At 44.4% G+C, this 21,733-nt stretch carries 19 protein-coding genes; 13 read left to right on the top strand and 6 right to left on the bottom strand.

Features of this window, described 5'->3' with window-relative positions; genetic code table 11:
* Positions 1 to 139 precede the first annotated feature (139 nt).
* Positions 140 to 2,236, bottom strand: coding sequence for a TonB-dependent receptor domain-containing protein (locus tag JMX93_RS03940; RefSeq protein WP_499203914.1), 2,097 nt, complete (start codon positions 2,234 to 2,236; stop codon positions 140 to 142).
* Positions 2,237 to 2,873: 637 nt separating this feature from the next.
* On the opposite strand from JMX93_RS03940, the gene JMX93_RS03935 reads away from it, so the two are divergent.
* A complete protein-coding gene (locus JMX93_RS03935; RefSeq protein WP_193011727.1) occupies positions 2,874 to 4,283 on the top strand; it encodes a uracil-xanthine permease family protein in 1,410 nt (469 codons plus the stop codon).
* Between the two features lie 211 nt (positions 4,284 to 4,494).
* Here the strand turns inward: JMX93_RS03935 and JMX93_RS03930 are convergent, their stop codons facing one another.
* On the bottom strand, positions 4,495 to 5,160 hold the full coding sequence (locus JMX93_RS03930; protein WP_193011728.1) for a TetR/AcrR family transcriptional regulator: 666 nt from the start codon (positions 5,158 to 5,160) through the stop codon (positions 4,495 to 4,497).
* 254 nt (positions 5,161 to 5,414) lie between these two features.
* On the opposite strand from JMX93_RS03930, the gene uraD reads away from it, so the two are divergent.
* The 10 genes from uraD to JMX93_RS03880 all read left to right on the top strand — a co-directional run bounded on the left by uraD (position 5,415) and on the right by JMX93_RS03880 (position 14,521).
* The gene (uraD, locus tag JMX93_RS03925; protein WP_193011729.1) at positions 5,415 to 5,936 is read left to right on the top strand and encodes a 2-oxo-4-hydroxy-4-carboxy-5-ureidoimidazoline decarboxylase; all 522 of its coding nucleotides are present in this window, start codon (positions 5,415 to 5,417) and stop codon (positions 5,934 to 5,936) included.
* A gap of 43 nt (positions 5,937 to 5,979) precedes the next feature.
* On the top strand, positions 5,980 to 6,348 hold the full coding sequence (uraH, locus tag JMX93_RS03920) for a hydroxyisourate hydrolase (protein WP_499203913.1): 369 nt from the start codon (positions 5,980 to 5,982) through the stop codon (positions 6,346 to 6,348).
* A 100-nt stretch (positions 6,349 to 6,448) separates the two neighbouring features.
* Positions 6,449 to 7,774: a urate hydroxylase PuuD gene (locus JMX93_RS03915; protein WP_499203912.1), complete on the top strand. Its 1,326-nt coding sequence runs from the start codon at positions 6,449 to 6,451 to the stop codon at positions 7,772 to 7,774.
* A 217-nt stretch (positions 7,775 to 7,991) separates the two neighbouring features.
* Entirely contained in the window at positions 7,992 to 8,972 is a 981-nt protein-coding gene (gene puuE, locus JMX93_RS03910; RefSeq protein ID WP_193011732.1) for an allantoinase PuuE, read from the top strand.
* Between the two features lie 55 nt (positions 8,973 to 9,027).
* Positions 9,028 to 9,864, top strand: a complete 837-nt coding sequence (locus JMX93_RS03905) for a bifunctional allantoicase/(S)-ureidoglycine aminohydrolase (protein ID WP_198331762.1) — start codon at positions 9,028 to 9,030, stop codon at positions 9,862 to 9,864.
* 184 nt (positions 9,865 to 10,048) lie between these two features.
* Positions 10,049 to 10,597: an ureidoglycolate lyase gene (locus tag JMX93_RS03900; protein ID WP_499203911.1), complete on the top strand. Its 549-nt coding sequence runs from the start codon at positions 10,049 to 10,051 to the stop codon at positions 10,595 to 10,597.
* A 232-nt stretch (positions 10,598 to 10,829) separates the two neighbouring features.
* On the top strand, positions 10,830 to 11,120 hold the full coding sequence (locus tag JMX93_RS03895; RefSeq protein ID WP_443215706.1) for a Trp family transcriptional regulator: 291 nt from the start codon (positions 10,830 to 10,832) through the stop codon (positions 11,118 to 11,120).
* Positions 11,121 to 11,192: 72 nt separating this feature from the next.
* Positions 11,193 to 12,611 carry an anthranilate synthase component I family protein gene (locus tag JMX93_RS03890; RefSeq protein WP_443518347.1) on the top strand — a complete coding sequence of 473 codons (1,419 nt, stop codon included), beginning with the start codon at positions 11,193 to 11,195 and terminating at the stop codon, positions 12,609 to 12,611.
* Between the two features lie 33 nt (positions 12,612 to 12,644).
* Positions 12,645 to 13,292: an anthranilate synthase component II gene (locus JMX93_RS03885; protein WP_443509994.1), complete on the top strand. Its 648-nt coding sequence runs from the start codon at positions 12,645 to 12,647 to the stop codon at positions 13,290 to 13,292.
* Between the two features lie 281 nt (positions 13,293 to 13,573).
* Positions 13,574 to 14,521: a DMT family transporter gene (locus JMX93_RS03880; RefSeq protein ID WP_443509993.1), complete on the top strand. Its 948-nt coding sequence runs from the start codon at positions 13,574 to 13,576 to the stop codon at positions 14,519 to 14,521.
* 200 nt (positions 14,522 to 14,721) lie between these two features.
* Here JMX93_RS03880 and JMX93_RS03875 read toward each other — a convergent pair whose 3' ends face one another.
* The 4 genes from JMX93_RS03875 to JMX93_RS03860 all read right to left on the bottom strand — a co-directional run bounded on the left by JMX93_RS03875 (position 14,722) and on the right by JMX93_RS03860 (position 18,243).
* Positions 14,722 to 15,465 carry an amino acid ABC transporter ATP-binding protein gene (locus JMX93_RS03875; protein WP_193011738.1) on the bottom strand — a complete coding sequence of 248 codons (744 nt, stop codon included), beginning with the start codon at positions 15,463 to 15,465 and terminating at the stop codon, positions 14,722 to 14,724.
* 91 nt (positions 15,466 to 15,556) lie between these two features.
* Positions 15,557 to 16,294 carry an amino acid ABC transporter permease gene (locus JMX93_RS03870; protein ID WP_287045581.1) on the bottom strand — a complete coding sequence of 246 codons (738 nt, stop codon included), beginning with the start codon at positions 16,292 to 16,294 and terminating at the stop codon, positions 15,557 to 15,559.
* Positions 16,294 to 17,130, bottom strand: coding sequence for an amino acid ABC transporter substrate-binding protein (locus JMX93_RS03865; protein WP_193011739.1), 837 nt, complete (start codon positions 17,128 to 17,130; stop codon positions 16,294 to 16,296). Before JMX93_RS03865 ends, JMX93_RS03870 begins: the two co-directional genes overlap by 1 nt.
* 315 nt (positions 17,131 to 17,445) lie before the next feature.
* Positions 17,446 to 18,243, bottom strand: a complete 798-nt coding sequence (locus tag JMX93_RS03860; protein WP_499203910.1) for a UTRA domain-containing protein — start codon at positions 18,241 to 18,243, stop codon at positions 17,446 to 17,448.
* A gap of 305 nt (positions 18,244 to 18,548) precedes the next feature.
* Between JMX93_RS03860 and hutU the strand changes: the two genes are divergently transcribed.
* Both hutU and JMX93_RS03850 read left to right on the top strand, forming a co-directional pair.
* Positions 18,549 to 20,261 carry a urocanate hydratase gene (hutU, locus tag JMX93_RS03855; protein ID WP_499203909.1) on the top strand — a complete coding sequence of 571 codons (1,713 nt, stop codon included), beginning with the start codon at positions 18,549 to 18,551 and terminating at the stop codon, positions 20,259 to 20,261.
* Between the two features lie 70 nt (positions 20,262 to 20,331).
* Complete coding sequence (locus JMX93_RS03850; protein WP_499203908.1) at positions 20,332 to 21,696, top strand: YjiH family protein; 1,365 nt, start codon at positions 20,332 to 20,334, stop codon at positions 21,694 to 21,696.
* The last annotated feature ends 37 nt before the right edge of the window (positions 21,697 to 21,733 follow it).

The following is a 21,733-nucleotide window of genomic DNA, read 5'->3' as shown; positions in this document are numbered from 1 at the left end:
TGATTCTTTATTCATTGGTTATTGGTATTTAAAAAAATTATGATTGCTAGCACATACTTCACTATTTACTGACCATAAAAAAGCCAGCTATCCTATACAGACAGCTGGCCCTTTCATCTATCATCAGGTGACAATAAGATTAAAACTGGTAAGTTAAAGACGTTTTGATGTTACGTCCCATTTCAAAATCCGTGTAATTGTCATCTAAAGCATTGTTACGTGAGGAATGACTGGCATAAGTTTCATCAAATAGGTTATATACTCCAAGTGTGGCTTTTAAGCCTTCAACTTGAGTCGGTGTATAGCTCATATAGATATCATGAACGTCGTAGTTTGGTTTTTTAACGTCATCGCCACCAGTGTTAGGCATGACTGAAGCAACATAAGTACTGCGCCAGCCAAGCTCGGTAGTCTCTGTTGGGGCATAACCAAGGTTGACCATGTACTTATCACCTGACTCAGAGCTACTACCGCTCACTGAAGAAATGTTATAGCCGGTTTCTTCGCCTTTACTGCGGGCGCGTGCATAGCTTAAACCCATGCTAAAGTTATCTGCTTTATAATCCGCTGCTAGCTCGACGCCTTTGATTTTATAATCTTCGTCTTTGTTAATCACACCCTGACAGCTGCCGCCCAACTCTCCTGTGGCACAATCTAAACCAACTCTACTACCACCTGCGCGTACAAATTCAATATAGTTTTCGATATTGGTCTCGAAGTATTTGGCACTCAGTTGTAGCGAATCATTGCTGGTCGTCAGATCGCGTAAAGTCGTAGTGATACCGACTTCGGCATTGTCACCTTCCTCTGCTTTTAGATTGCTATTCACAAAAGTGTCTTTGCCGTCAGCATTAAAGATGGCTTGACTTAGATCTGGGCCATTGAACAACTGCGTATAACTGGCAAATACTTGCGTACGTGGTGCAATTTCATAGCTGGCAGCCAATGCGCCAACGACGTTATTATACGTTTTTCCAGCAGAAACGAACTCTGGCGATTCATAACGGTCATAGCGAACGCCTGGCGTTAGGGTCAACTTATCCATTTGCCATTGGTCTTCTAGATATACTGATGTATTGGTCGCCTCATCCCTACTCGCTTTGGCGAAGTCTCGTGACATCTCGGACTCTTTTTTATAATGCTCAACGCCAGCGATAAGCTTATGCGTGCCCGTGATGCCCTCGACGATGCTGCTATCAATCACGCTGGTATTTTGAACTTTAGCACCCGTAGTTTTCACCTGTGCATCAAACTCAAAGCCAGGCTCGCCATCAGAGTTACGTAAGATTTGTGTTTCGGATTGATAAACGTTGCTATCAACATCGATTAAGCGATTACTTGGGTTATAAGTATAATCAAGCACATAAGTATCGCGTTTTACTTCCTGTGGAATGATTGGGTTCCAGCTATCAGGACCTGGGGTTGCTGGAAAGTCTGGACGTAGTGGGAACTTGCCTTTGTTTTCAGTACGGCTAAAGCTAGCGCCTACATGATGGTCGTCAGCAATATAAGCGCCCGCTTTTAATAGGATGTTTTCGCCTTTGCTGTCTTGGGTTTGAATCTCACGACCTTTACCATCTTCGCCAGCTTCTGCATCACGCTTGCCATAATACGCTAGTAAATCAACGTTTTCTGTCGGTGCGCCATAAACCGTGGCTGAGGTTAATAATTCATCATTGTTGCTGCCATAACCTGCATGCAGTTTGGCACCGATTTTTTGACCCGGTTTGAGCAAATCTGCTGCATCAACGGTTTCAAAAGCAACCGCGCCGCCGATTGCATCGTTACCCAGCGTCACCGAATTATTACCAACCGCAACCTCGACTTGTTTTAACAAATCTGGGTCGATCGTAACGTCGCCCATGTGATAAAACAAAGCGCCTTCTTGACGCGCCCCATCAATCGTGACTTTTAGGTTGGTATCATCTAGTCCACGTACTCGTACACGCTGATTGACAGAGGATGTGCCACCGACACTAACCCCTGGTATGACGTCTAAAAAATCGCTTAAGTGGCTTGCTTGTGCGGCAGGTGTATAGTCATCTATGTAAACAGAATCTGTTTGCACCTTATCACGTACTGAGCCATTGGCTGTCACCGTAATAGTCTGCAACGTGGTGCTTGGCATGTCTTCTGCAGGCGCAGCACTAGCCGCTTGTGACCATAATACCGCTGCCACGCCCATGGACAATACCGTCATTTTACCAGATAGTTTTGATAACTTTACTTCACGCATAACACACTCACTTTATTGACTATCAAAAATTAGAATTTTTAAGAGCTATTTACTTTTGAGAACAGCTTATTATTGAAAACCATTTTTTAGACGATTAGAGTCTTGACAAAGCCTAAAATTTTATACGAATAACAATACTAATGATAATTGTTAGCATTTAAATAACGAAGGGCATAATAACGAAGTATTAACAATTTGGCAATAATTAATGCGAGAAGTTTAATATTGAAAAATAGCTCTCAATCTAGCTGGCTTATTCTGTTCTATTACTTGCTGTTTTTAGATAAATAGAAATAGCTATCAAACCAAATCTGCTGCGCTATGTTCTTCTAATAGACCGTTATTATTTGAAAGATAAAGCCATCAACATGAAAAAAAACATTGCAATAACCAACCCTTTCACTATACCCTTATATAGTTGACCAATTAGTCAGGTTTAAACCTACGACTATTAGTCATATTGATAAATAATAGCTAGCTGCTGATATTTATTAGCACAAGGATAAGTGCGACTCTTTGTGAGAAAACTAAGCAATATGAATATAAACGGTGTGTCGACATCCACCTCTAAACTCATCACACTGCTTAGCTCTCTCCACAGAGCTTGGACTAAAAGTCACTTTAGGAGGAAGCCAAGATGAGTGAACACACTCAAGGGAACCCCGATTTACTATACGGATTGCATGATCGCCCCACCCCTACAAAAGCCTTTTTAGGCGCAGTACAACACGTACTTGCCAGCTTTGTCGGTATCATCACCCCCTCATTAATCATAGGCGGCGTCTTAGGTTTGGGGGAGCATATCCCTTATCTCATCAGCATGTCATTGATGGTGTCAGGGGTCGCTACCTTTATTCAGACACACAAAGTTGGACCCGTAGGTTCAGGTCTAATGGCGTTACAAGGAACCAGTTTTGGCTTCTTAGCCGCGGTATTGGCCGCAGGTTTTGTAGTAAAAAACAAAGGCGGGAGTCCGGAGGAAATTCTCTCTGTTATCTTTGGCGTCTCATTTCTTGGTGCTTTTGTTGAAATTTTCTTAAGTCAATTTATCACCAAGCTCAAATCTTTGATGAGTCCAATCGTCACTGGTTGCGTGATTGTAACTATCGGTCTGTCATTAACTAAAGTTGGTCTGACAGATTTGGCAGGTGGCGTCGGTGCTGAAGATTTCGGGAGTATGCAGAATCTAATGCTGGGTGGCGGAGTCTTGGTCAGTGTGGTGCTGATTAGTATTGTTAATAATAAAGTCATTCGCTCCAGTGCCATTTTTATAGGTTTGATGCTTGGTCTGATCGCAGCGATTCTCATGGGACGTATTGATTTCTCGTTGGTCTCTCAAGCTTCTATTTTTACGCTACCTGTACCATTCAAGTTTGGTTTTGGGTTTGATTGGCAAGCTTTTATTCCCATTGCCTTTATGTATGTCATTACCAGTATTGAAACATCTGGCGATTTGACGGCGACTTCTATGATATCAGGCGAACCTATCAAAGGGCCTCTATACGAGAAACGTATTAAAGGTGGCGTATTAGGGGACGGTGTCAACTCGTTGATTGCAGCGGTGTTTAATACCTTCCCAGTGACGACATTTAGCCAAAACAACGGCGTGATTCAGATGACCGGTATTGCCAGTCGCTATGTGGGCTTTTATGTTGGGGCCATACTGTTCATCATGGGACTGTTCCCTATTTTGGGTGCTATCTTTACCCAATTGCCAAAACCAGTCGTTGGTGGTGTGACGTTATTGATGTTTGCAACGGTCGCAACCGCTGGTATTCGTATCCTATCAACCGTCAACTTTACCCATCGCAACATCTTAATCATTGCCACTTCGCTAGGTCTGTCCATGGGCGTGGCTTTTGTTCCTGACGTGTTCGCACAGGCGCCGCAGCTTTTCCGTAATATCTTTGGTTCGGCAGTTACTATGTCAGGTATTGTGGCCATTACTCTTGATATGATTTTGCCCAAAAACTACGGTGTCGAATTTGATACAGCAGAACAACATGTAGATGACGGCCTAAAACCGCTTAGACAAAAGGCCTCTTAAAGTACGTTAGGGCATGTCTAATCTTTTACCAATAAGCATTGCTGCCTTTGGTTCTGGTTCTGGTTCTGGTTCTGGTTCTGGTTCTGGTTCTGGTTCTGGTTCTGGTTCTGGTTCTGTACGCTAGCTCTTTTAGCTCTCCTTAATACGAAAGCATTCAGAATAATTTCGTATTAAGGGCGTTCTATAGACGTAAAATGATAATAAATAAGCATTACTCAAGACCACAGCCACGCAAAATGAACGGCACCAAAAAGTCTGCCGCCCGCGCTTCATCCTGCTGATCGTACTCACTCTTTTCCATCAAACCAACGATTTCTGTCTCAAATTCCGCATATCGCTGCGTCGTTGCCCAAATCAAAATCAATAGCTGTAAAGGGTCAGCGATGCCAATTTTGCCTTGCTCATGCCAAGTTTTCATCACTTGCGCCTTGTCTAGCGCCCACTCTTTCATGGTCGCCGACATAAAGTCATGCAGATGCGGGGCACCGCCGATGACTTCAAGGGCAAACAACTTATGGCGATTGGGATGAGCAAACGCTTGATGCAATTTGGTACGGACGAACTTTTCGATGACGATTTTAGGATCGCTATCGACTGTCATGGTGACTAAGCCATCGTTCCATTCTTGAATAATAGAATGCAGCACAGCTTGGTACAGGTTTTTTTTATTCTTAAAGTAGTAATGAACGTTGGCTTTTGGTAGCTCGGCTCTATCTGCAATGCCTTGCATCGTCGCCCCACGAAAACCTTGCAGGACAAACTCTTCTTCTGCTGCCGCCAAAATGACGGTTTGATTGTGGGCGCGGATATCTTGCTGATTTCGCTGTACAGGCGCGTCAGACGCTGCTTGTGGTTCTATATCGTTATGTTGAGCCATGATTAATGTTACCTGTCGTTATTGTGATGAATAGAGAGTCAGATACCAGCCAATAACTGGATTCATATGCTAATTTTTATGAAATATCACCAGCCTCAATAAAATATTTGCATAAAGTAGTTGACCAAATGGTCAGGTTTAAGCAGAATAGCTCATAGTAAACCAATTATTATTCGATAAATACTACTTTAGCATGAGATGTTATCGAGAAATGTTACTCCACCGCTTTTGTCAGAAAAGAAAAGGATGTCATTGTGAAATTATCTTTACAGCAGTTTAATGAGCTCTCAACAGCTGAGGCAATTTCACATCTATTGACCTGCTGTACCAGTACCCATTGGGCGCAGGCTTTAGAAAAAAAACGTCCTTTTGCCGATATACCCATACTACTTGCCCATAGTGACCACGCTTGGCAACAAGCACAGACAGAAGAAGCCCAGTTACTAGAGGCTTTTGATGGTCATCCACAAATCGGCAACGTTGACTCATTAAAAGAAAAATACCGCAACACTCAAGACAGTGCTGCCCATGAGCAGTCAGGTGCCAATGATGCCAATGACGAGGTGATTGAAGCTTTGGCACAAGGCAATCAAGACTACCTTGATAAATTTGGCTTTATCTTTATCGTGTTTGCCACTGGTAAGAGCGCACAGCAAATGCTCGATTTATTGTTAGCACGCTTGCCCAATGATCGCGCTACTGAGCTGGTCAATGCGGCGGCTGAGCAAAATAAAATCACCCGCTTACGTTTACAGAAACTGCTGAGTGACGCTTAATGCATTCAGCCTCATCTGACTCATCTATATAAAAGGAATTATTATGTCAGGTACTCTCTCATCACATATCTTAGATACCCATCTGGGCAAACCAGCCGCTGGTATTGCCGTGACGCTACACCGCGTGAGCACAAGTGGCGAGGCGTCACTATTAGCCAATGGCGTCACCAACGCGGATGGACGCGTGACACCAGATAGCTGGTCGTTTGACCCAACGATTGATATTGCTGAGTATCACTTAGATGTTGGTCGTTATACCTTAACATTCGATACGCAGTCTTATTTCGATATGCAAAATCTCACGGCTTTTTATCCGCAAGTAGTCATCGACTTTATGATAAGTGATAACGGTCACTATCATGTACCGCTACTGCTTAGCGCACATGGCTACAGCACGTATCGCGGCTCGTAGTTTTTAACATCACTATATAAAAGAACATCGCCGTAGCAAAGCACATTGAAAGATTGAAAAAAGCTGAACAAAAGAAAATTGTAAAAAGGACATTTGCAACATGGGCGCTTATTATCTCGATTGGTTTAATTTATTTTTTCGCTGGTTCCACGTCATCGCTGGCGTGGCATGGATTGGTGCGTCTTTTTACTTTGTTTGGCTAGATCTTAGTTTACGTAAACCGCCACAGTGGAAGGCTGACAAAGGCATTTCAGGCGACTTATGGGCGGTACATGGTGGCGGCTTTTATGAAATTGCCAAATACAAGCTCGAACCCGAAGAGATGCCAAAGACCCTGCATTGGTTTAAATGGGAAGCTTATACTACTTGGCTGACGGGTATGGCGATGCTCTCTATCGTCTATTATGCCAATGCAACTGCCTACTTGATTGATCCAAGCAAAGTCGCTTTTGGTAGTAGTGTCGGTGCCATCTCGACCAGTTTATTATTTTTATTCGGCAGCTATTTTATTTATGAGGTGATTGTCCGCAGCCATTTAGGCAAAAACTCCTTTATTTTTAGCACCATTATTTTTATCCTATTAATCATCGCCTGCTGGGGTTCTTATCAGCTATTTAGTGACCGTGCTTCGTTCATTCATATCGGTGCTATCTTAGGTACTGTGATGGCAGGTAATGTGTTTTTTGGCATCATGCCCGCTCAACGAGCGCTGGTAGAATGCGTGAGGCGTGGCGAAAAACCCGGCAAAGAAGTGGCGGACTTGGCACTACAAGCAAAAAATCGCTCGCTGATGAACAACTATTTTACCTTACCGCTGATCTTTACCATGATTAGCAATCATTATCCGATGATGTACTCTCATGCTCACGGTTGGTTGGTATTGGTATTTGTGGGTATCATCACGGCCATTGTACGTCACTATTTTAACCAAAAACATTTAGACAATCATAAGCCGCGTTATTTGGTCATCCCTGCTGTCTTAACCGTATTATTAATTATTTGGATGCGCCCAGAACCAATTGAACCATTACCTGTTGTCGCTGCTGCAGTCGCTGCTGAAACGGCGACACCAAATAGTGTGCCACCAACAAATACTGATAGTGCAGTCGACGGTTCTACTATAAGCACTGACGCTGCCTCAAATGCAAATATTACTGCCGATGCTTTACCAGTGAGTGCCTCCGCGGACGATGCCATTATGGGTGTCGTACACACGCGCTGTAGCACTTGCCATGCCGCGCAGCCAACCCAGCAAGGATTCGCCGCGCCGCCAGCTGGTATCATCTTGCAGACACCAACCGACATGAAAATACATAAAGCAAAAATCGTCACTGCCGTACAAACGGGCTATATGCCACTGGGTAATCTCACACAGTTGACTGATGAAGAGCGCCAACAGCTCGTTGCCTATACGTCGGGATTATAGATAGCAGTCGTATGATTCAACCGTTATCCCTTAATGACGATGATTTTTTGTATAAAAGCCAGCAATGCAATCGGGCACTTTATTCATCGTCACTGCTAGTGTGTGTCCTCATTTTAAAAATGGAGATAAAAGTTAGGACACGTCCTAATTCAGGTATAAAAAATACCCCCTCTTGCTCACCCCTATTTTGCTTTAGTTTATCTAGGATATATTGACAATGAGTAAAAAAATAATCAGCGATTTCAATCAAGATACCTACCCTCGTGACTTAAAAGGCTATGCTGACAAGCCACCAAAAGCCAACTGGCCAGGCGGTGCCAAAATTGCTGTGCAGTTCGTCCTCAATATCGAAGAAGGCGCAGAAAACAGTGTCATCCATGGCGATGCTCAGTCAGAGCGGTTTTTATCGGATGTCTTGGGTACGCCAGAATTTAACAATCGCCATCAGTCGATTGAGTCAGCCTTTGAGTATGGTAGCCGTGTGGGTGTTTGGCGAGTATTGGACACTTTTAAAGAATACGGTTTGCCGATTACTACCTTCACTTGCGCCGCCGCTGCTGAAAAGACGCCGCACATTATCGAACGAGTATTAGAAGATGGTCACGAAATCGCTAGCCACGGTCTACGCTGGATTACTTATCAAGATATGTACCGCGAAACCGAGCGCGAGCATGTGCGCCGTGCCACTGAAATATTCGAGCGTATGATCGGTGGTCAACCCCTTGGTTGGTACACGGGACGAGATAGCCCGAATACTCGTGAGTTAGTCGCCGAACAAGGTGGCTATATTTATGACTCCGACTCTTATGCGGATGAACTGCCTTACTGGCTCAATGTCAAAGTAGAAGACGGTAACAAAATCGCTCGTAAGCCGCATTTGGTCATTCCCTATACCTTAGAAACCAATGACATGCGCTTTGCCTCAAGCCCCGGTTTTACCAACGCCGAGCCTTTTTATCAATACTTAAAAGACAGCTTCGATACCTTATACGAGGAAGGCGCACACACACCCAAAATGCTGACCATCGGTCTGCACTGCCGCATCATTGGTCGCGCAGGCCGCATCATTGCCCTCAAAAAGTTTTTGCAATATATCACTAGCAAGCCCGATGTGTGGGTATGCCGCCGTGATGACATTGCCAAACACTGGTATAAAAACCATCCAGCTACAGCCGATAACACTGCAAACTGGATGTAACCATAAGTTTAGACACAAATTTATCGAGGCTCAACACCACTAAGGAACATCAATAATGTCAACAAAGAGTACTTATTACGCACCAACTGGCGGATTGCCTCCACAAACACAGCTACTATCTGATCGCGCTATCTTCACCGAAGCTTATGCGATCATTCCCAAACGTGTACTAACCGACATTGTTATTAGCTACCTGCCTTTTTGGACAGGTATGCGGATGTGGGTGATTGCACGTCCTTTGACCGGCTTTTCAGAAACCTTCTCACAATATATCGTTGAAGTGGCACCAAATGGCGGCTCTCAAAAGCCTGAGCTGGATAGTAAAGCAGAAGCCGTATTGTTTGTTGTTGAAGGTGAAATGGATATTACTATTGAAGGCGAAGCGCATCATCTTGAAGCGGGTGGCTATGCTTTCTTACCGCCGGAATGCAAATGGACGCTAAAAAACAATAGCGACAAGCACGTTAAATTTCATTGGATTCGCAAAGCTTATCAATTTGTAGAGGGTATTGATGCGCCCGAAGCCTTTGTAACAAGCGATCATGATGTTGAAGCAATTGAGATGCCGGGTACGGATGGCGTTTGGAAAACCACCAGATTTACCGAGCAGTCTGATATGCGTCACGATATGCATGTGAATATCGTTACTTTCCAGCCAGGTGGCGTGATTCCATTTGATGAAACTCATGTTATGGAACATGGTTTGTATGTCCTAGAAGGTAAAGCCGTCTATCACTTAAATGGTGAATGGGTAGAAGTTGAGGCAGGTGATTTTATGTGGTTACGCGCATTCTGCCCACAATCTTGTTACGCCGGTGGTCCTGGTCCATTTAGATACTTGCTCTATAAAGATGTGAACCGTCATATGCCGTTTATTCGTCCAGCACGATAAGCCATGCGCAATAATAATAACAATTAGAACAACAAAGCATTCAGAACGATGAGCAATCTAGAGGCATAATCATTAATTCGAGTATGTCATTTATTCCCAGATGGTGGTTTAAGTCGCGTACGGGCTTATGGCAAAGTGGCTCATAGCAATTATAAATAGTGATCACCAAAAGTAAGGCAAAGTCATGAGTACTCTTATGAAGACTACGATCGTTGCAAGACCTTTAACCAAAGCTGAGTTTGCGCCCTACGGCACCGTAATTGAGCCCTATGACAAGGAAGCGCAGACGCCTGAAAATAGCTACCATATCAATAAAGGCTATGCCTGTCGCCATCACGCCATCGCTGAAGCAAAACTTGACGGCGGCGATGTCGGCATGAGTATCTTTCGCGCCAAAAAGCGTGAATTTCCTATTGCCTTATCGGTCATGGAATATCACCCGTTTGGCACGCAAGCGTTTTTCTCAATGAATGGTCAGGATTATATCGTCATCGTTGCGCCTGCTGGTGCGCCGCCACAGTCTGCGGATGATTTGACCGTGTTTTATGTCCAATCTCATCAAGGTGTGCAATACGATGCCAATGTCTGGCATCATCCGCTACTTGCCCTCGGTTGTGACTCTGATTTTTTGGTGATAGATCGTATCAATGGCGAAGGCAAAAACTGTTATGAGCTGGAGATAGAAGATTGGCAGGTGCAAATTGAGCTTGCCAGTGAGCAATCTGCCGTTTAATTAGGATCTGCAAACGAGCTATTAACCATTCATAAAGCCAGTTAATAAAGATTAGCTGGCTTTATTGTGAATGTAGGGTCAACCCTATATAAATAATCATCCTCCAAAAAACAGTAACCATTTAGCAGCGACAGCAAAACATCTACCTAGGCTACTTGCCTTTTATGTACTATCATACTAGAATACTGAAACGAAGTAAGCATCCTTTTTCTTTTCTATTAAGATGAATGTTATGAGCACAGACCCTTATCAAAGCTTATTAAGCCATTTAGCCAGTTGTCATGACAGCGCCGCTATCGACCTGCTATTCAGTGCGCTATTGACAGAAAAAGAGCAGCAGGAAATTGCCAATCGTATCCGCATTTTTGACTTACTTGAGCGCGGTGTCACCCAGCGCGAGATATCTGAACAGCTAGGTGTCGGTATTGCTACCGTCTCGCGCGGCGCTAAAGCCATGCAAGTTCACGATGTGAGTGCCTTATTAACGACTCATAGAGAAAGCACACCTATACAAGATGCTTAACTTATTGAAAAATATTATATTAATCTACTCTCTTCTTATTTGATCAATCATTGAACCAATTTGGATATTGTTATGACCTCTCCTAACTCAAAACCTAGCCAACCTGCTGATATTGATATTCCTAGTAAACCACAGCGTATTAAACTCACGCAGGATATTGATTTCTTTGCGTTGTTTAAACGTATTGAGCACGCTTTTGAGACTTGTTATTTACTCGAATCACTGGGCGAAGATGGACATATGGCGCGTCATCATGCCATTGGTTTTGATCCAGTGATGACTATTGCTGCCCTTGATCGTACAACCCTCGCGATTACTGATAATAAAACCGCTGAGACTAGCCACTATCAGACTGATAACCCTTACGAGCTACTGCGTAAAATTACGCCGCAGCACGTCATTGCTCGCGACCAAAGCGGTGGGCTCGTCGGTTATTTGGGTTACGACAGTGTCAATTTCTTTGAACACAGTCTCAATGCTAAGCCGAGCGACGACTTTGAACCGTTTAAATTTGGTGTCTATTTGGATGGTCTAACGCTCGATAAGATGACCGGTGAGATTTTCTATTTTTATTATCCTACCGCGCAGCAAGACAATCGCATCGAGCAAATCAAAGCCCTACTTGATGAACCAATTCCAAGCTATGAGCCGCCTACGGTTGAGTTTTTGGGTGATGGCATGAGTCAAGAAGAGCATGCCAAAGTCGTTATGCAAGTCAAAGAAGACATCATCTCAGGGCGTATCTTTCAATGTGAGGTTGGCTTTAAATCTAAGTATCACATTGCCGGCGACAAGATGCCCATTTATGAAAAATTGCGGTCGGTCAATCCGTCGCCGCATATGTATTTTATGAAATTTGCTCAGCAATGCATCATTGGAGCGTCACCAGAGCTGCTATTTCGCTTGCGTCAAGGTGAGATGGAAACTTATCCACTGGCAGGCACAGCCAAACGCGGAATCAATGTTGTCGAAGATCGTAAGCTTGCCCGCGCCTTATTAAATGATGCTAAAGAGATTGCCGAGCACAATATGTTGGTCGACCTGCACCGCAATGACATTGGCCGTGTGGCACAATTTGGTACTGTAAAAGTACGTAGCCTTATGGATATCAAACGCTTCTCACACGTGCAACATATCTCGTCTGAGATCGTCGGGATTTTGCATCCTAATGAAGATATGTTTAGCGCCCTTGCCAGCAACTTCCCCGCGGGTACTTTGTCAGGCGCGCCAAAAGTTGAAGCGATTAAAGTCATCAACGAGCTAGAACCAGATGGACGCGGTGCTTATGGTGGTGCGCTTGGATCGTTTAATTTCAATGGTGATTGTATTTTTGCCATTCCTATTCGTAGCCTATTCATCAACGGCGAGTCTGCCTATGCGCAAACCTGCGGCGGTAATGTTTATGACTCCAATCCTGCTGATGAATATCTAGAAATTCAGCGTAAATTGTCTGCCATGAAAGTGGTATTAGACAGTTTTATGAACCCGTAAATTGCTTATATTTTGCCAAAGAGTTGATAACCAATGAATGTTTTAATTATAGATAACTACGACTCCTTTACTTTTAATCTTTACCAATATATCGGTGAGATCTTACAGACGGTGGACAATGATAAAGCCGCAAACGTCATGGTTAAACGTAATAATGAGATAACGTTAGCAGATGTGCAGGCAATGAATCTTGATAGAATCATTATCTCACCTGGCCCTGGCGCACCTGATGATCCTGCCTACTTCGGTATTTGTGCTGAAGTAATTGAGGTCATGGGTAAGACGACACCGCTACTGGGTGTTTGCTTAGGTATGCAAGGAATTGCCCATGTATTTGGCGGTGACGTAGTACGTGCTGGTGTACCGATGCATGGTAAGGTCTCATCGATTCGCCATGATGGCGCGGGTGTCTATCAAGGCTTGCCACAAGAGATAGAAATCATGCGCTACCACTCATTAATGGTAAAAGCAGACAGCCTACCAGATTGCTTGGCTGTCACAGCCGTCGTCGCCAATGACGCTCATGCTCAGTTAAACCTGACCGAATCAGCGCTAGCAGGTGATGAGATTATGGGACTACAGCATAAAGACTATCCCATTCAAGGCGTACAGTTTCATCCAGAGTCATTTGCAACTGAAGGTGCCAAACGCTTGCTGACGAATTTTTTGCTACAGTTGTAAGTCATGATGCTTAAGTTTGGGGATATGACCCCAAAGGATAGTAAGCTAAAGACAAGCGTGCCTCTAATTTAAATAAATTGATTTTTATGCCGAACTGACTTGTGTTAGTACTTAATTAACGCTTTAATGATAGACTAAAAAAACAAACAAAAGACAGCCCTTACTCGGGTTGTCTTTTTCTTATGTCAGTATTGTATGATGCCATTAGCTAAAAGGCTTGGACAGTTTGAGGTTTTGAGTTTGGGCATGGGTTTTGATATCACATAAAAATAGAGAGCGATATGGCAAACACCGATGGCGTAATGTCAGCGCGGCAGTCATGGATAGGCACCATTCAAATCATCACGGCGGCGGTCTGCTGGGGTACGTTAGGGATATTTTCAACCTACCTCAATCAAATTGGCTTTAGTGGTTGGCAGATTACGATCTTACGTATCGTGACCGCTGCTTTTCTTATTCTTGTTATGCTACCGAAATTATGGCCGCGTCTTATCAAGCTTCGTCGAAAGCAGTGGCTTGGACTGGCATTGCAGTCTTTGATTGGCGTACTTGGTATGTCGGTATGCTACTTTTTTGCTGTGATTTATGTCGGTGCTGGGCCTGCGGTTGCCTTGCTTTATACTGCGCCTGTTTTTAGCTTATTGTTTTCGGCATTCTTGCTTGATGAATCCATTACTCGAAAGTCGGCATTATTGGCGCTCATGGCAGTATTTGGTGTCGGCTTGACGATGCTAGGCGAGCAGGCGCAAGTCAACTGGGGTATTTTACTGGGACTGCTAGCAGGCGTGTGTTATTCCTTATACGGGGTGCTCGGCAAGCGTGCGATGCACGATGCACACCCTGCGCCTTTGGTGTTTTTTACCTCTATTATCATCAGTGCCGGTGTACTGCTATTATTACCTGAAACTTATCAAACCTATGGGCAGTTAATGAGCTTACCTTTACATACTTGGGGCTATGCTTTGGGATTGTCTTTGATTGGAACCGTCGTCCCTTTTGCGCTTTATATGAAAGCGTTAGAGAAATTACCTGCCACTCGTGCATCGGTATTTACGATTTTTGAACCATTGACCGCCATTGCCCTTGCGATATTATTACTGCATCAATCCTTATCTTGGATTCAATATGTGGGCGTGGTGTTAATCTTACTGGCAGCTTTATTTAATGCAATATTAAACGGTACCGCCACTCGCGTACCACGCTGGCTAAAAAGACGACAAAGAATTTAGTCTGCACTCTTCAAAAATTTTGAATAGCCCTGTTGCCATTGTTATCAAACGAAAAAAGCCCCAACGATGACATTATCATTGGGGCTTTTTGTTGAGTATCTTTCGAAATGTTTAAAAACTTAACCAAGTGCTTTAAAATTGATTAAAGTAAAGGATTTACGACGATAGAAACTCAATGAAGACGGTAATTTTTTACCTCATTACTGTTCAATACGCTGCAAAAAGGCCTGCGTACGTGGATGCGTAGACAATTCGAACATCTGCTTAGGACTGCCTTCTTCGACCACGTGGCCATCCTCAATGAGCACCACATGATCTGCCACATCACGAGCAAATTTAATCTCATGAGTGACAACGACCATCGTCCAGCCTTCAGATGCCAGTTGCTTCATTGTTCCCAGTACATCTTGTACCAATTCAGGATCGAGGGCAGAAGTCGGCTCATCAAACAGCAATAGTGACGGTTCGATCGCCAGTGCACGAGCAATGCCGATACGCTGCTGCTGACCACCAGACAATTGGAACGGATACAGATCTGCCTTATCTGATAACCCTACTTTATCAAGTAATGCCAGTGCCTGTTCACGGGCTTGCGCCTTAGTTTGCCCTTGTACCACCGTCGGCCCAAGCATTAGGTTTTCAATCGCGGTCTTGTGTGGAAACAAGTTATAAGATTGAAATACCATGCCTGATTTACGCTGCAACGCCAGCAACGTTTTCTTCTTAGGCTTGGTAGCAAAATCAACCGTTAAGCTGCCATCATCAAAAGCAATGATGCCTTGATCAGGAATTTCCAGCGCATTCAAGCAGCGTAAAAAAGTGGTTTTACCAGACCCTGACGGCCCTAATATCACCACTACCTTGCCTTTTTCGATGGTCAAGTCGATGCCTTTAAGCACTTGATTGCCACCAAAAGCTTTGTGAATATTAGTGACTTGAATCATAAAGCTTCCTGTTGTACTGATATCTATTTGCTAATAACACACGCTTATCGACGCGGTATTACCATCCTATACTGCCTCAATTATCAAGGGTTTATTTTGCCACATAACGATCAAGCCTGGTTTCAAGCTTACCTTGAATAAAGGTCAAGAACAGACAAATACCCCAATAAATAATGGCCGCTTCGGTATAAACCAACATAAACTCATAGTTACGTGCCGTGATAATTTGCGCCTGCTTAAATAGCTCGGTTACCAATACCAATGACGCCAAAGACGTGTCTTTTACTAGGCTAATAAAGGTATTGGATAACGGCGGCACCGACACGCGCAGCGCTTGTGGCAAAATCACATGACGAAATGTCTGTAGATACGTCAAGCCAACGGTTGAGCCTGCTTCCCACTGTCCTTTCGGAATGGACAAAATCGAGGCACGCACCGTCTCCGATGCATAAGCGCCAATATTGAGCGAAAAGGCTATAATTGCTGAAGGAAAGGGATCAAGCTTTACGCCAATACTCGGCAAGCCGTAGAAAATAATAAATAACTGAACAAGCATTGGCGTACCGCGAATGGCGGACACATAAATACGGGCAAGTCTGTAAATAACCTCATGAAACCAACTGGCACGCGGAACGATACGAATCAATGCCACTGTCAATGCAATCATCATCCCAATCGCAAATGAGATCAATGCCAGCGGTATCGAATAATAGATACCGCCTTTGAGCATTGGCCAAAACGAATCAATGACAATTTGCGCCCGCGCAGGATCCATAAATGGCAATAATGCCAATAAATCAGTGAACATTGACGTAATAGACGCTAGCATTATTTCTGTTGACTTATATCAGCACCAAAGAACTCTTCGCTAAGCTTGGTCAGCGTCCCATCAGCTGCTAATGCGGCCATTGCTTCATTCAGTTTTGCCACGACTTCATCATCACCTTTTATGAGCACTAGACCTGACCCAGTCTGCTCACTAGCAGGCGCTGTCAGTTTGATCTCAAGTGCTGCATCTGGGAATTTTTTTAGATAATCCAACACTGCCAAATTGTCATTCATCGTGAAGTCAGCTCGATCTTGCTTAACCAGTTGAATCGCTTGCGCCATACCATCGACAGGGACGATTTCTGCGCCGTAGCGTTCTGCAAGCTCACCATAGTTACTGCTGAGCGACTGTGCAGTACGCAGACCTTTTAAACCTTCCCACGAGCTATAACGATTGTCATCAGTCGGTGCTAAAACAACAGCACCTGACCAGCTATACGGCATGGCTTTGTCATACTTTGCCAAACGTTCAGGCGTGGTCAAGCTTACTTGATTGGCCACCATATCGAAGCGTTTTGAGTCTAAACCAGCCAGCATAGCATCCCACTGGGTCTCTTTAAATTCGACGTCTACGCCTAGTTTATCCGCAACCGCACGTGTCACTTCGACATCATAGCCCGTCAGCTTGCCACTCTCATCATGATAGGTGAATGGTGGATAAGTACCCTCTGTACCGACGTTGATGGTGCCACCATTATTGATACGTTGCAGCAAATCAGAGCCACCCGTCGCGGCACTGTCCGTCGCATTGGTTTCTGCTTCATTGGTAGTAGACTGACCACAAGCGGCAAGTAGCATAGTACTGGCGGCAAGGGCTAAAAGAGTACGACGTTTCATAAGACGTCCTTATAAGAGTGAATGAATAATGCAAAAAAGGTGTCGTGCCAATAAAACCATAGCAACAAATAAGGATAAGACCAGCACAGGCAAATACTATAATAAAGTATTTGCGCCGCATTATTTAGCTTTGGCTGCTCGATTTGAGGATGCTCAGCATATTTTTCAATACTGTTTTTATATTATCTTTGAATTTTTGGACATTTTTTAGGCAGGTCTTAATATTATGATTGCCGATTAAATAGCTATTCATTCATATACTAGCGCACTTCAGAAAGAATAAACGTACAAAAACAGTGAGCATGCGTAAGACTATTATAGTTCACCTGAGAATTGATAGCGATCACCGGCATGCCACATCGTCACAAAGGTCAACACTCGACCTGCTGAATAAGTCTGACGACGCAATACCAATGTCGGCGACTGCGGTGCGATTTGCAGTAGCGCGGCAATCTCATCTGGTGCCGCTAGTGCACGAATGGTATAACTACCGCGCTCCAGTGGAATTTTGGCAATGAGGTAATCACTGGTATTGACCACACTGAAATCCTGCTCAATAAATTCTGGCACCTTCTTCGCATCCACCCAGCGCTCTTCATACTGTATGGGCTGACCATCCGCAAAATGAATGATTTTTACCTCGTATAAAACAGGAGTATCGCTGCTACTATCTGCGCCCGTACTGTCATCCATTATGGTTGTATGAGCGTTTGTGTTAGCGCTTGTATTAGAAGACACAGCTACTTCATCAATATCAAATTTACGCCGTAATTCATCGTTCAACATCGCAGCAGTAAGTACACGCTTACTCACCACTTGTGCCTGATAATCACGATTGGCAGATTTTAGATCCTGCGCGATATTACGCACTTCTACAAAGGTATGATTGAACTGCTGCTGCGCGACAAACGTTCCCGATCCTTGCCGGCGCTCCAATACTCGCTCTTCGCTTAGTTCTTTCAGGGCGCGATTGACCGTCATGCGAGATACGCCAAATTCTTTTGCCAACGCCATTTCTGTAGAAATTGCATTGCCCGCTTGCCATTTACCAGAGTGAATATTGTCCAATATCGCATTTTTAATCCGCTGATATGCCGGAATTGTCTTTGTCATGTCCGTTTTTAACCGTTAATTTCACCAATAAGAGTAGCGCCATAATATCACGAGATAACGTCATGAACCTTGGCAAAACACCCTGACTTCTGTCTATATACCAAAACCCTCACAAAAATAATTAAGTCATTTATAAAAAATTGCTTGCATGAAAAAATAAACTTTGATAATTTGTATATACAACTTTACAGCGGTACTAAAAAATCTGCTTCGTTTAATCTATATTTCGCTGAATGTATAGACTGACTGTAAAACACTGACTTTGATTAATTTATTGCCCTATTGCCTATCACAAGGATATGACCATGACTACTGAAAATGGAACCAACAATAAGCTTACCCGCCGTGATGAAAGCAGAAATATCGCTTCGCCTACAGGCAGCACGTTGCATTGTAAAAGCTGGCTGACCGAAGCGCCTTATCGCATGCTACAAAACAATCTACATCCTGATGTGGCAGAAAATCCAAAAAGCCTCGTTGTGTACGGTGGTATCGGACGCGCTGCCCGTAACTGGGAAAGTTATGATCAAATCCTAGAATCACTCAAAGAGTTAGAAGACGATGAGACGTTATTGGTACAATCTGGCAAACCTGTTGGTGTCTTCCAGACTCATGAAAATGCACCACGTGTCTTGATTGCCAACTCAAACCTTGTACCGCGCTGGGCGACGTGGGAGCACTTCAATGAGCTCGATCGTAAAGACTTGTTTATGTACGGTCAGATGACGGCAGGTAGCTGGATTTATATCGGTACGCAAGGCATCGTGCAAGGGACATATGAGACCTTTGTCGAAGCGGGTCGTCAGCATTATGACGGTAGCTGGGCAGGTCGCTGGATTTTGACTGCGGGACTTGGGGGTATGGGCGGCGCGCAGCCACTAGCGGCTACCTTTGCAGGCGCAACGTCATTGAACATCGAATGTCAGCAGTCAAGTATCGATTTCCGCTTGCGTACCGGTTATGTCGACAAGCAAGCAGACGATCTTGACCATGCTTATGAGTTAATCAAACAACATACGGCCGCGGGCGAAGCCGTCTCTATTGCCCTACTTGGCAATGCCGCAGATATCTTGCCTGAAATGGTTAAACGCGCTAACGCTGGTGGCATGAAGCCTGATTTGGTCACCGATCAAACCTCAGCGCATGATTTGATCAATGGCTATCTACCAAGCGGCTGGACGGTTGAAGAATGGAAGGCTGCTCAAGAAGATCCAGAGCAACACGCAGCCCTCACCAAAGCCGCTGCTCAATCTTGTGCGGTACACGTCCAAGCGATTTTGGATCTGCAAGCGATGGATATCCCAGCGACCGATTACGGTAATAATATCCGTCAGGTGGCGTTTGATGAAGGCGTAAAAGATGCCTTTAATTTTCCAGGTTTTGTCCCCGCCTATATTCGTCCGCTATTTTGCCAAGGTAAAGGTCCATTCCGCTGGGTCGCGCTCTCAGGTGATCCAGAAGACATCTACAAGACCGATCAAAAAATCAAAGAGCTGTTCCCTGAAAATCAGCATATCCATCGCTGGCTCGATATGGCAAAAGAGCATATTCAGTTCCAAGGCTTGCCTGCGCGTATCTGCTGGTTAGGGCTTGGTGAGCGTGACAAAGCAGGTTTGGCATTTAATGAAATGGTCAAAAACGGCGAGCTAAAAGGCCCCATCGTAATTGGCCGTGACCATTTGGATACAGGTTCTGTCGCCAGTCCAAACCGCGAAACAGAAAGTATGAAAGATGGCTCAGATGCGGTATCTGATTGGGCGCTATTGAACGGTATGCTCAATGTCGCAGGCGGTGCCACTTGGGTATCACTACATCATGGCGGCGGTGTCGGCATGGGCTACTCGCAGCATTCAGGCATGGTCATCGTTGCAGACGGTACAGATGCCGCAGCCAAACGCTTGTCACGAGTGCTCGTCAATGACTGCGGTTCAGGCGTTATGCGTCATGCCGATGCAGGCTATGAGTTAGCGATTAAGACTGCGAAGGATTACGGTCTAAACCTGCCAATGATTAAATAGTTTGTTCCTTGCCCTTATGAGCGATGAATTGACATAAGGACATAACCGCCAATTTATCAAGGAGGATAATATGATTGAGCAAAATACAACATCTAGTCTGCACGATGACAATGCGAAGACATCGTCGAAAAAACTGCTCTCGACCCCTGTGGCACTGATACAGCTCATTGCCTTTAGCGCTATCGGTCTGGTGATGTTTTTTGTGCCGTTTACCATTGGTGAAAAAAGCACGATTTTGTTCGATCATGGCGCGACCTATTTGGTTACTCAGCAGCATACTCTGTCGGTGACGTTATTGTTTTTGCTTATGCTCTATGGCGTGAGTAAACCATTTATCGACGGCTCGTGGAATAAGAATATCACTCATATGATTATGACCACTTTTAAAGTCATCGGTCTGATATTGGCGGTGATGTATGTTGCTGGCGCTGCGCCTGCCTTCATGATGGAAGCCGACATGCTGCCATTTTTGTTTGAAAAACTGGCATTACCAGTCGGTATGATTGTACCAATCGGGGCATTGATATTAGCATTTTTGGTTGGTTTTGGTTTGCTCGAGATGGTTGGTGTGCTCATGCAGCCCATTATGAAACCTATTTGGAAAACTCCCGGATCATCGGCGATTGATGCCGTCGCTTCCTTTGTCGGTAGCTACTCTATCGGTCTACTCATTACCAATCGCGTGTACTTACAAAAGCAATATTCAGCGCGTGAAGCCATTATCATCGCGACTGGATTTTCGACGGTATCAGCAGCGTTTATGGTGATTGTGGCCAAAACGCTTGGGATAATGGAATTTTGGAATGTGTTTTTTTGGTCTACGCTAGTGATTACCTTTATTGTCACTGCGATCACCGCTCGAATTCCGCCTATTAGTCTTTTTGATGATAAGGTTGACCGTCCAACCCTCGATCACGCAAGAGGTAAACGACTAGCCGCAGCATTTGATTTGGGTTTGTCTACTTCTCGTCAAGCAACTGACCTCAAACAAATTTTATGGTCTAATTTTCGTGATGGTCTGACGATGGCCGCTGCTATTGTGCCTTCTATCATAGCTGTTGGCTTAACCGGATTACTATTAGCAAAATATACGCCAGTGTTCGATGCGTTAGGCTTGCTTCTTTATCCATTTACATGGCTTGGCGGCCTACCAGAGCCTCTGGTCGCTGCCAAAGGAATGTCAGCAGGATTGGCTGAAATGTTCTTGCCAGCCCTGTTGCTAAGTGACGCAGATATACTGACGCGCTATGTGGCAGGGGTCATCTCTATTAGCAGCGTACTGTTCTTCTCAGCCATGATACCTTGTGTACTGGCGACCGAAATCCCAGTCTCTGTTGGTAAAATGGTGATTATTTGGTTTGAGCGCGTGGTTCTTAGTATTTTGCTAGCCGCAGCGTTTGGACAATTGGCGCTGTATATGAACTGGATTGGTTAATAAAAATGACATCAAAGAAGATACATTAAATGATCTA

This window comes from Psychrobacter muriicola 2pS (assembly GCF_904846535.1).
Taxonomy (GTDB): domain Bacteria; phylum Pseudomonadota; class Gammaproteobacteria; order Pseudomonadales; family Moraxellaceae; genus Psychrobacter; species Psychrobacter aquimaris.
This window is presented reverse-complemented; position numbering and strand designations above follow the sequence as displayed.

Coding starts and splice junctions, on each gene's coding strand:
- JMX93_RS03890 (WP_443518347.1), top strand. CDS start 11,193: ATGACCTCTCCTAACTCAAAACCTAGCCAACCTGCTGATATTGATATT.
- JMX93_RS03850 (WP_499203908.1), top strand. CDS start 20,332: ATGATTGAGCAAAATACAACATCTAGTCTGCACGATGACAATGCGAAG.
- JMX93_RS03940 (WP_499203914.1), bottom strand. CDS start 2,236: ATGCGTGAAGTAAAGTTATCAAAACTATCTGGTAAAATGACGGTATTG.
- JMX93_RS03865 (WP_193011739.1), bottom strand. CDS start 17,130: ATGAAACGTCGTACTCTTTTAGCCCTTGCCGCCAGTACTATGCTACTT.
- puuE (WP_193011732.1), top strand. CDS start 7,992: ATGAGTAAAAAAATAATCAGCGATTTCAATCAAGATACCTACCCTCGT.
- JMX93_RS03880 (WP_443509993.1), top strand. CDS start 13,574: ATGGCAAACACCGATGGCGTAATGTCAGCGCGGCAGTCATGGATAGGC.
- JMX93_RS03935 (WP_193011727.1), top strand. CDS start 2,874: ATGAGTGAACACACTCAAGGGAACCCCGATTTACTATACGGATTGCAT.
- JMX93_RS03870 (WP_287045581.1), bottom strand. CDS start 16,294: ATGCTAGCGTCTATTACGTCAATGTTCACTGATTTATTGGCATTATTG.
- JMX93_RS03860 (WP_499203910.1), bottom strand. CDS start 18,243: ATGACAAAGACAATTCCGGCATATCAGCGGATTAAAAATGCGATATTG.
- JMX93_RS03885 (WP_443509994.1), top strand. CDS start 12,645: ATGAATGTTTTAATTATAGATAACTACGACTCCTTTACTTTTAATCTT.
- JMX93_RS03900 (WP_499203911.1), top strand. CDS start 10,049: ATGAGTACTCTTATGAAGACTACGATCGTTGCAAGACCTTTAACCAAA.
- uraH (WP_499203913.1), top strand. CDS start 5,980: ATGTCAGGTACTCTCTCATCACATATCTTAGATACCCATCTGGGCAAA.
- JMX93_RS03875 (WP_193011738.1), bottom strand. CDS start 15,465: ATGATTCAAGTCACTAATATTCACAAAGCTTTTGGTGGCAATCAAGTG.
- JMX93_RS03895 (WP_443215706.1), top strand. CDS start 10,830: ATGAGCACAGACCCTTATCAAAGCTTATTAAGCCATTTAGCCAGTTGT.
- JMX93_RS03930 (WP_193011728.1), bottom strand. CDS start 5,160: ATGGCTCAACATAACGATATAGAACCACAAGCAGCGTCTGACGCGCCT.
- hutU (WP_499203909.1), top strand. CDS start 18,549: ATGACTACTGAAAATGGAACCAACAATAAGCTTACCCGCCGTGATGAA.
- JMX93_RS03905 (WP_198331762.1), top strand. CDS start 9,028: ATGTCAACAAAGAGTACTTATTACGCACCAACTGGCGGATTGCCTCCA.
- JMX93_RS03915 (WP_499203912.1), top strand. CDS start 6,449: ATGGGCGCTTATTATCTCGATTGGTTTAATTTATTTTTTCGCTGGTTC.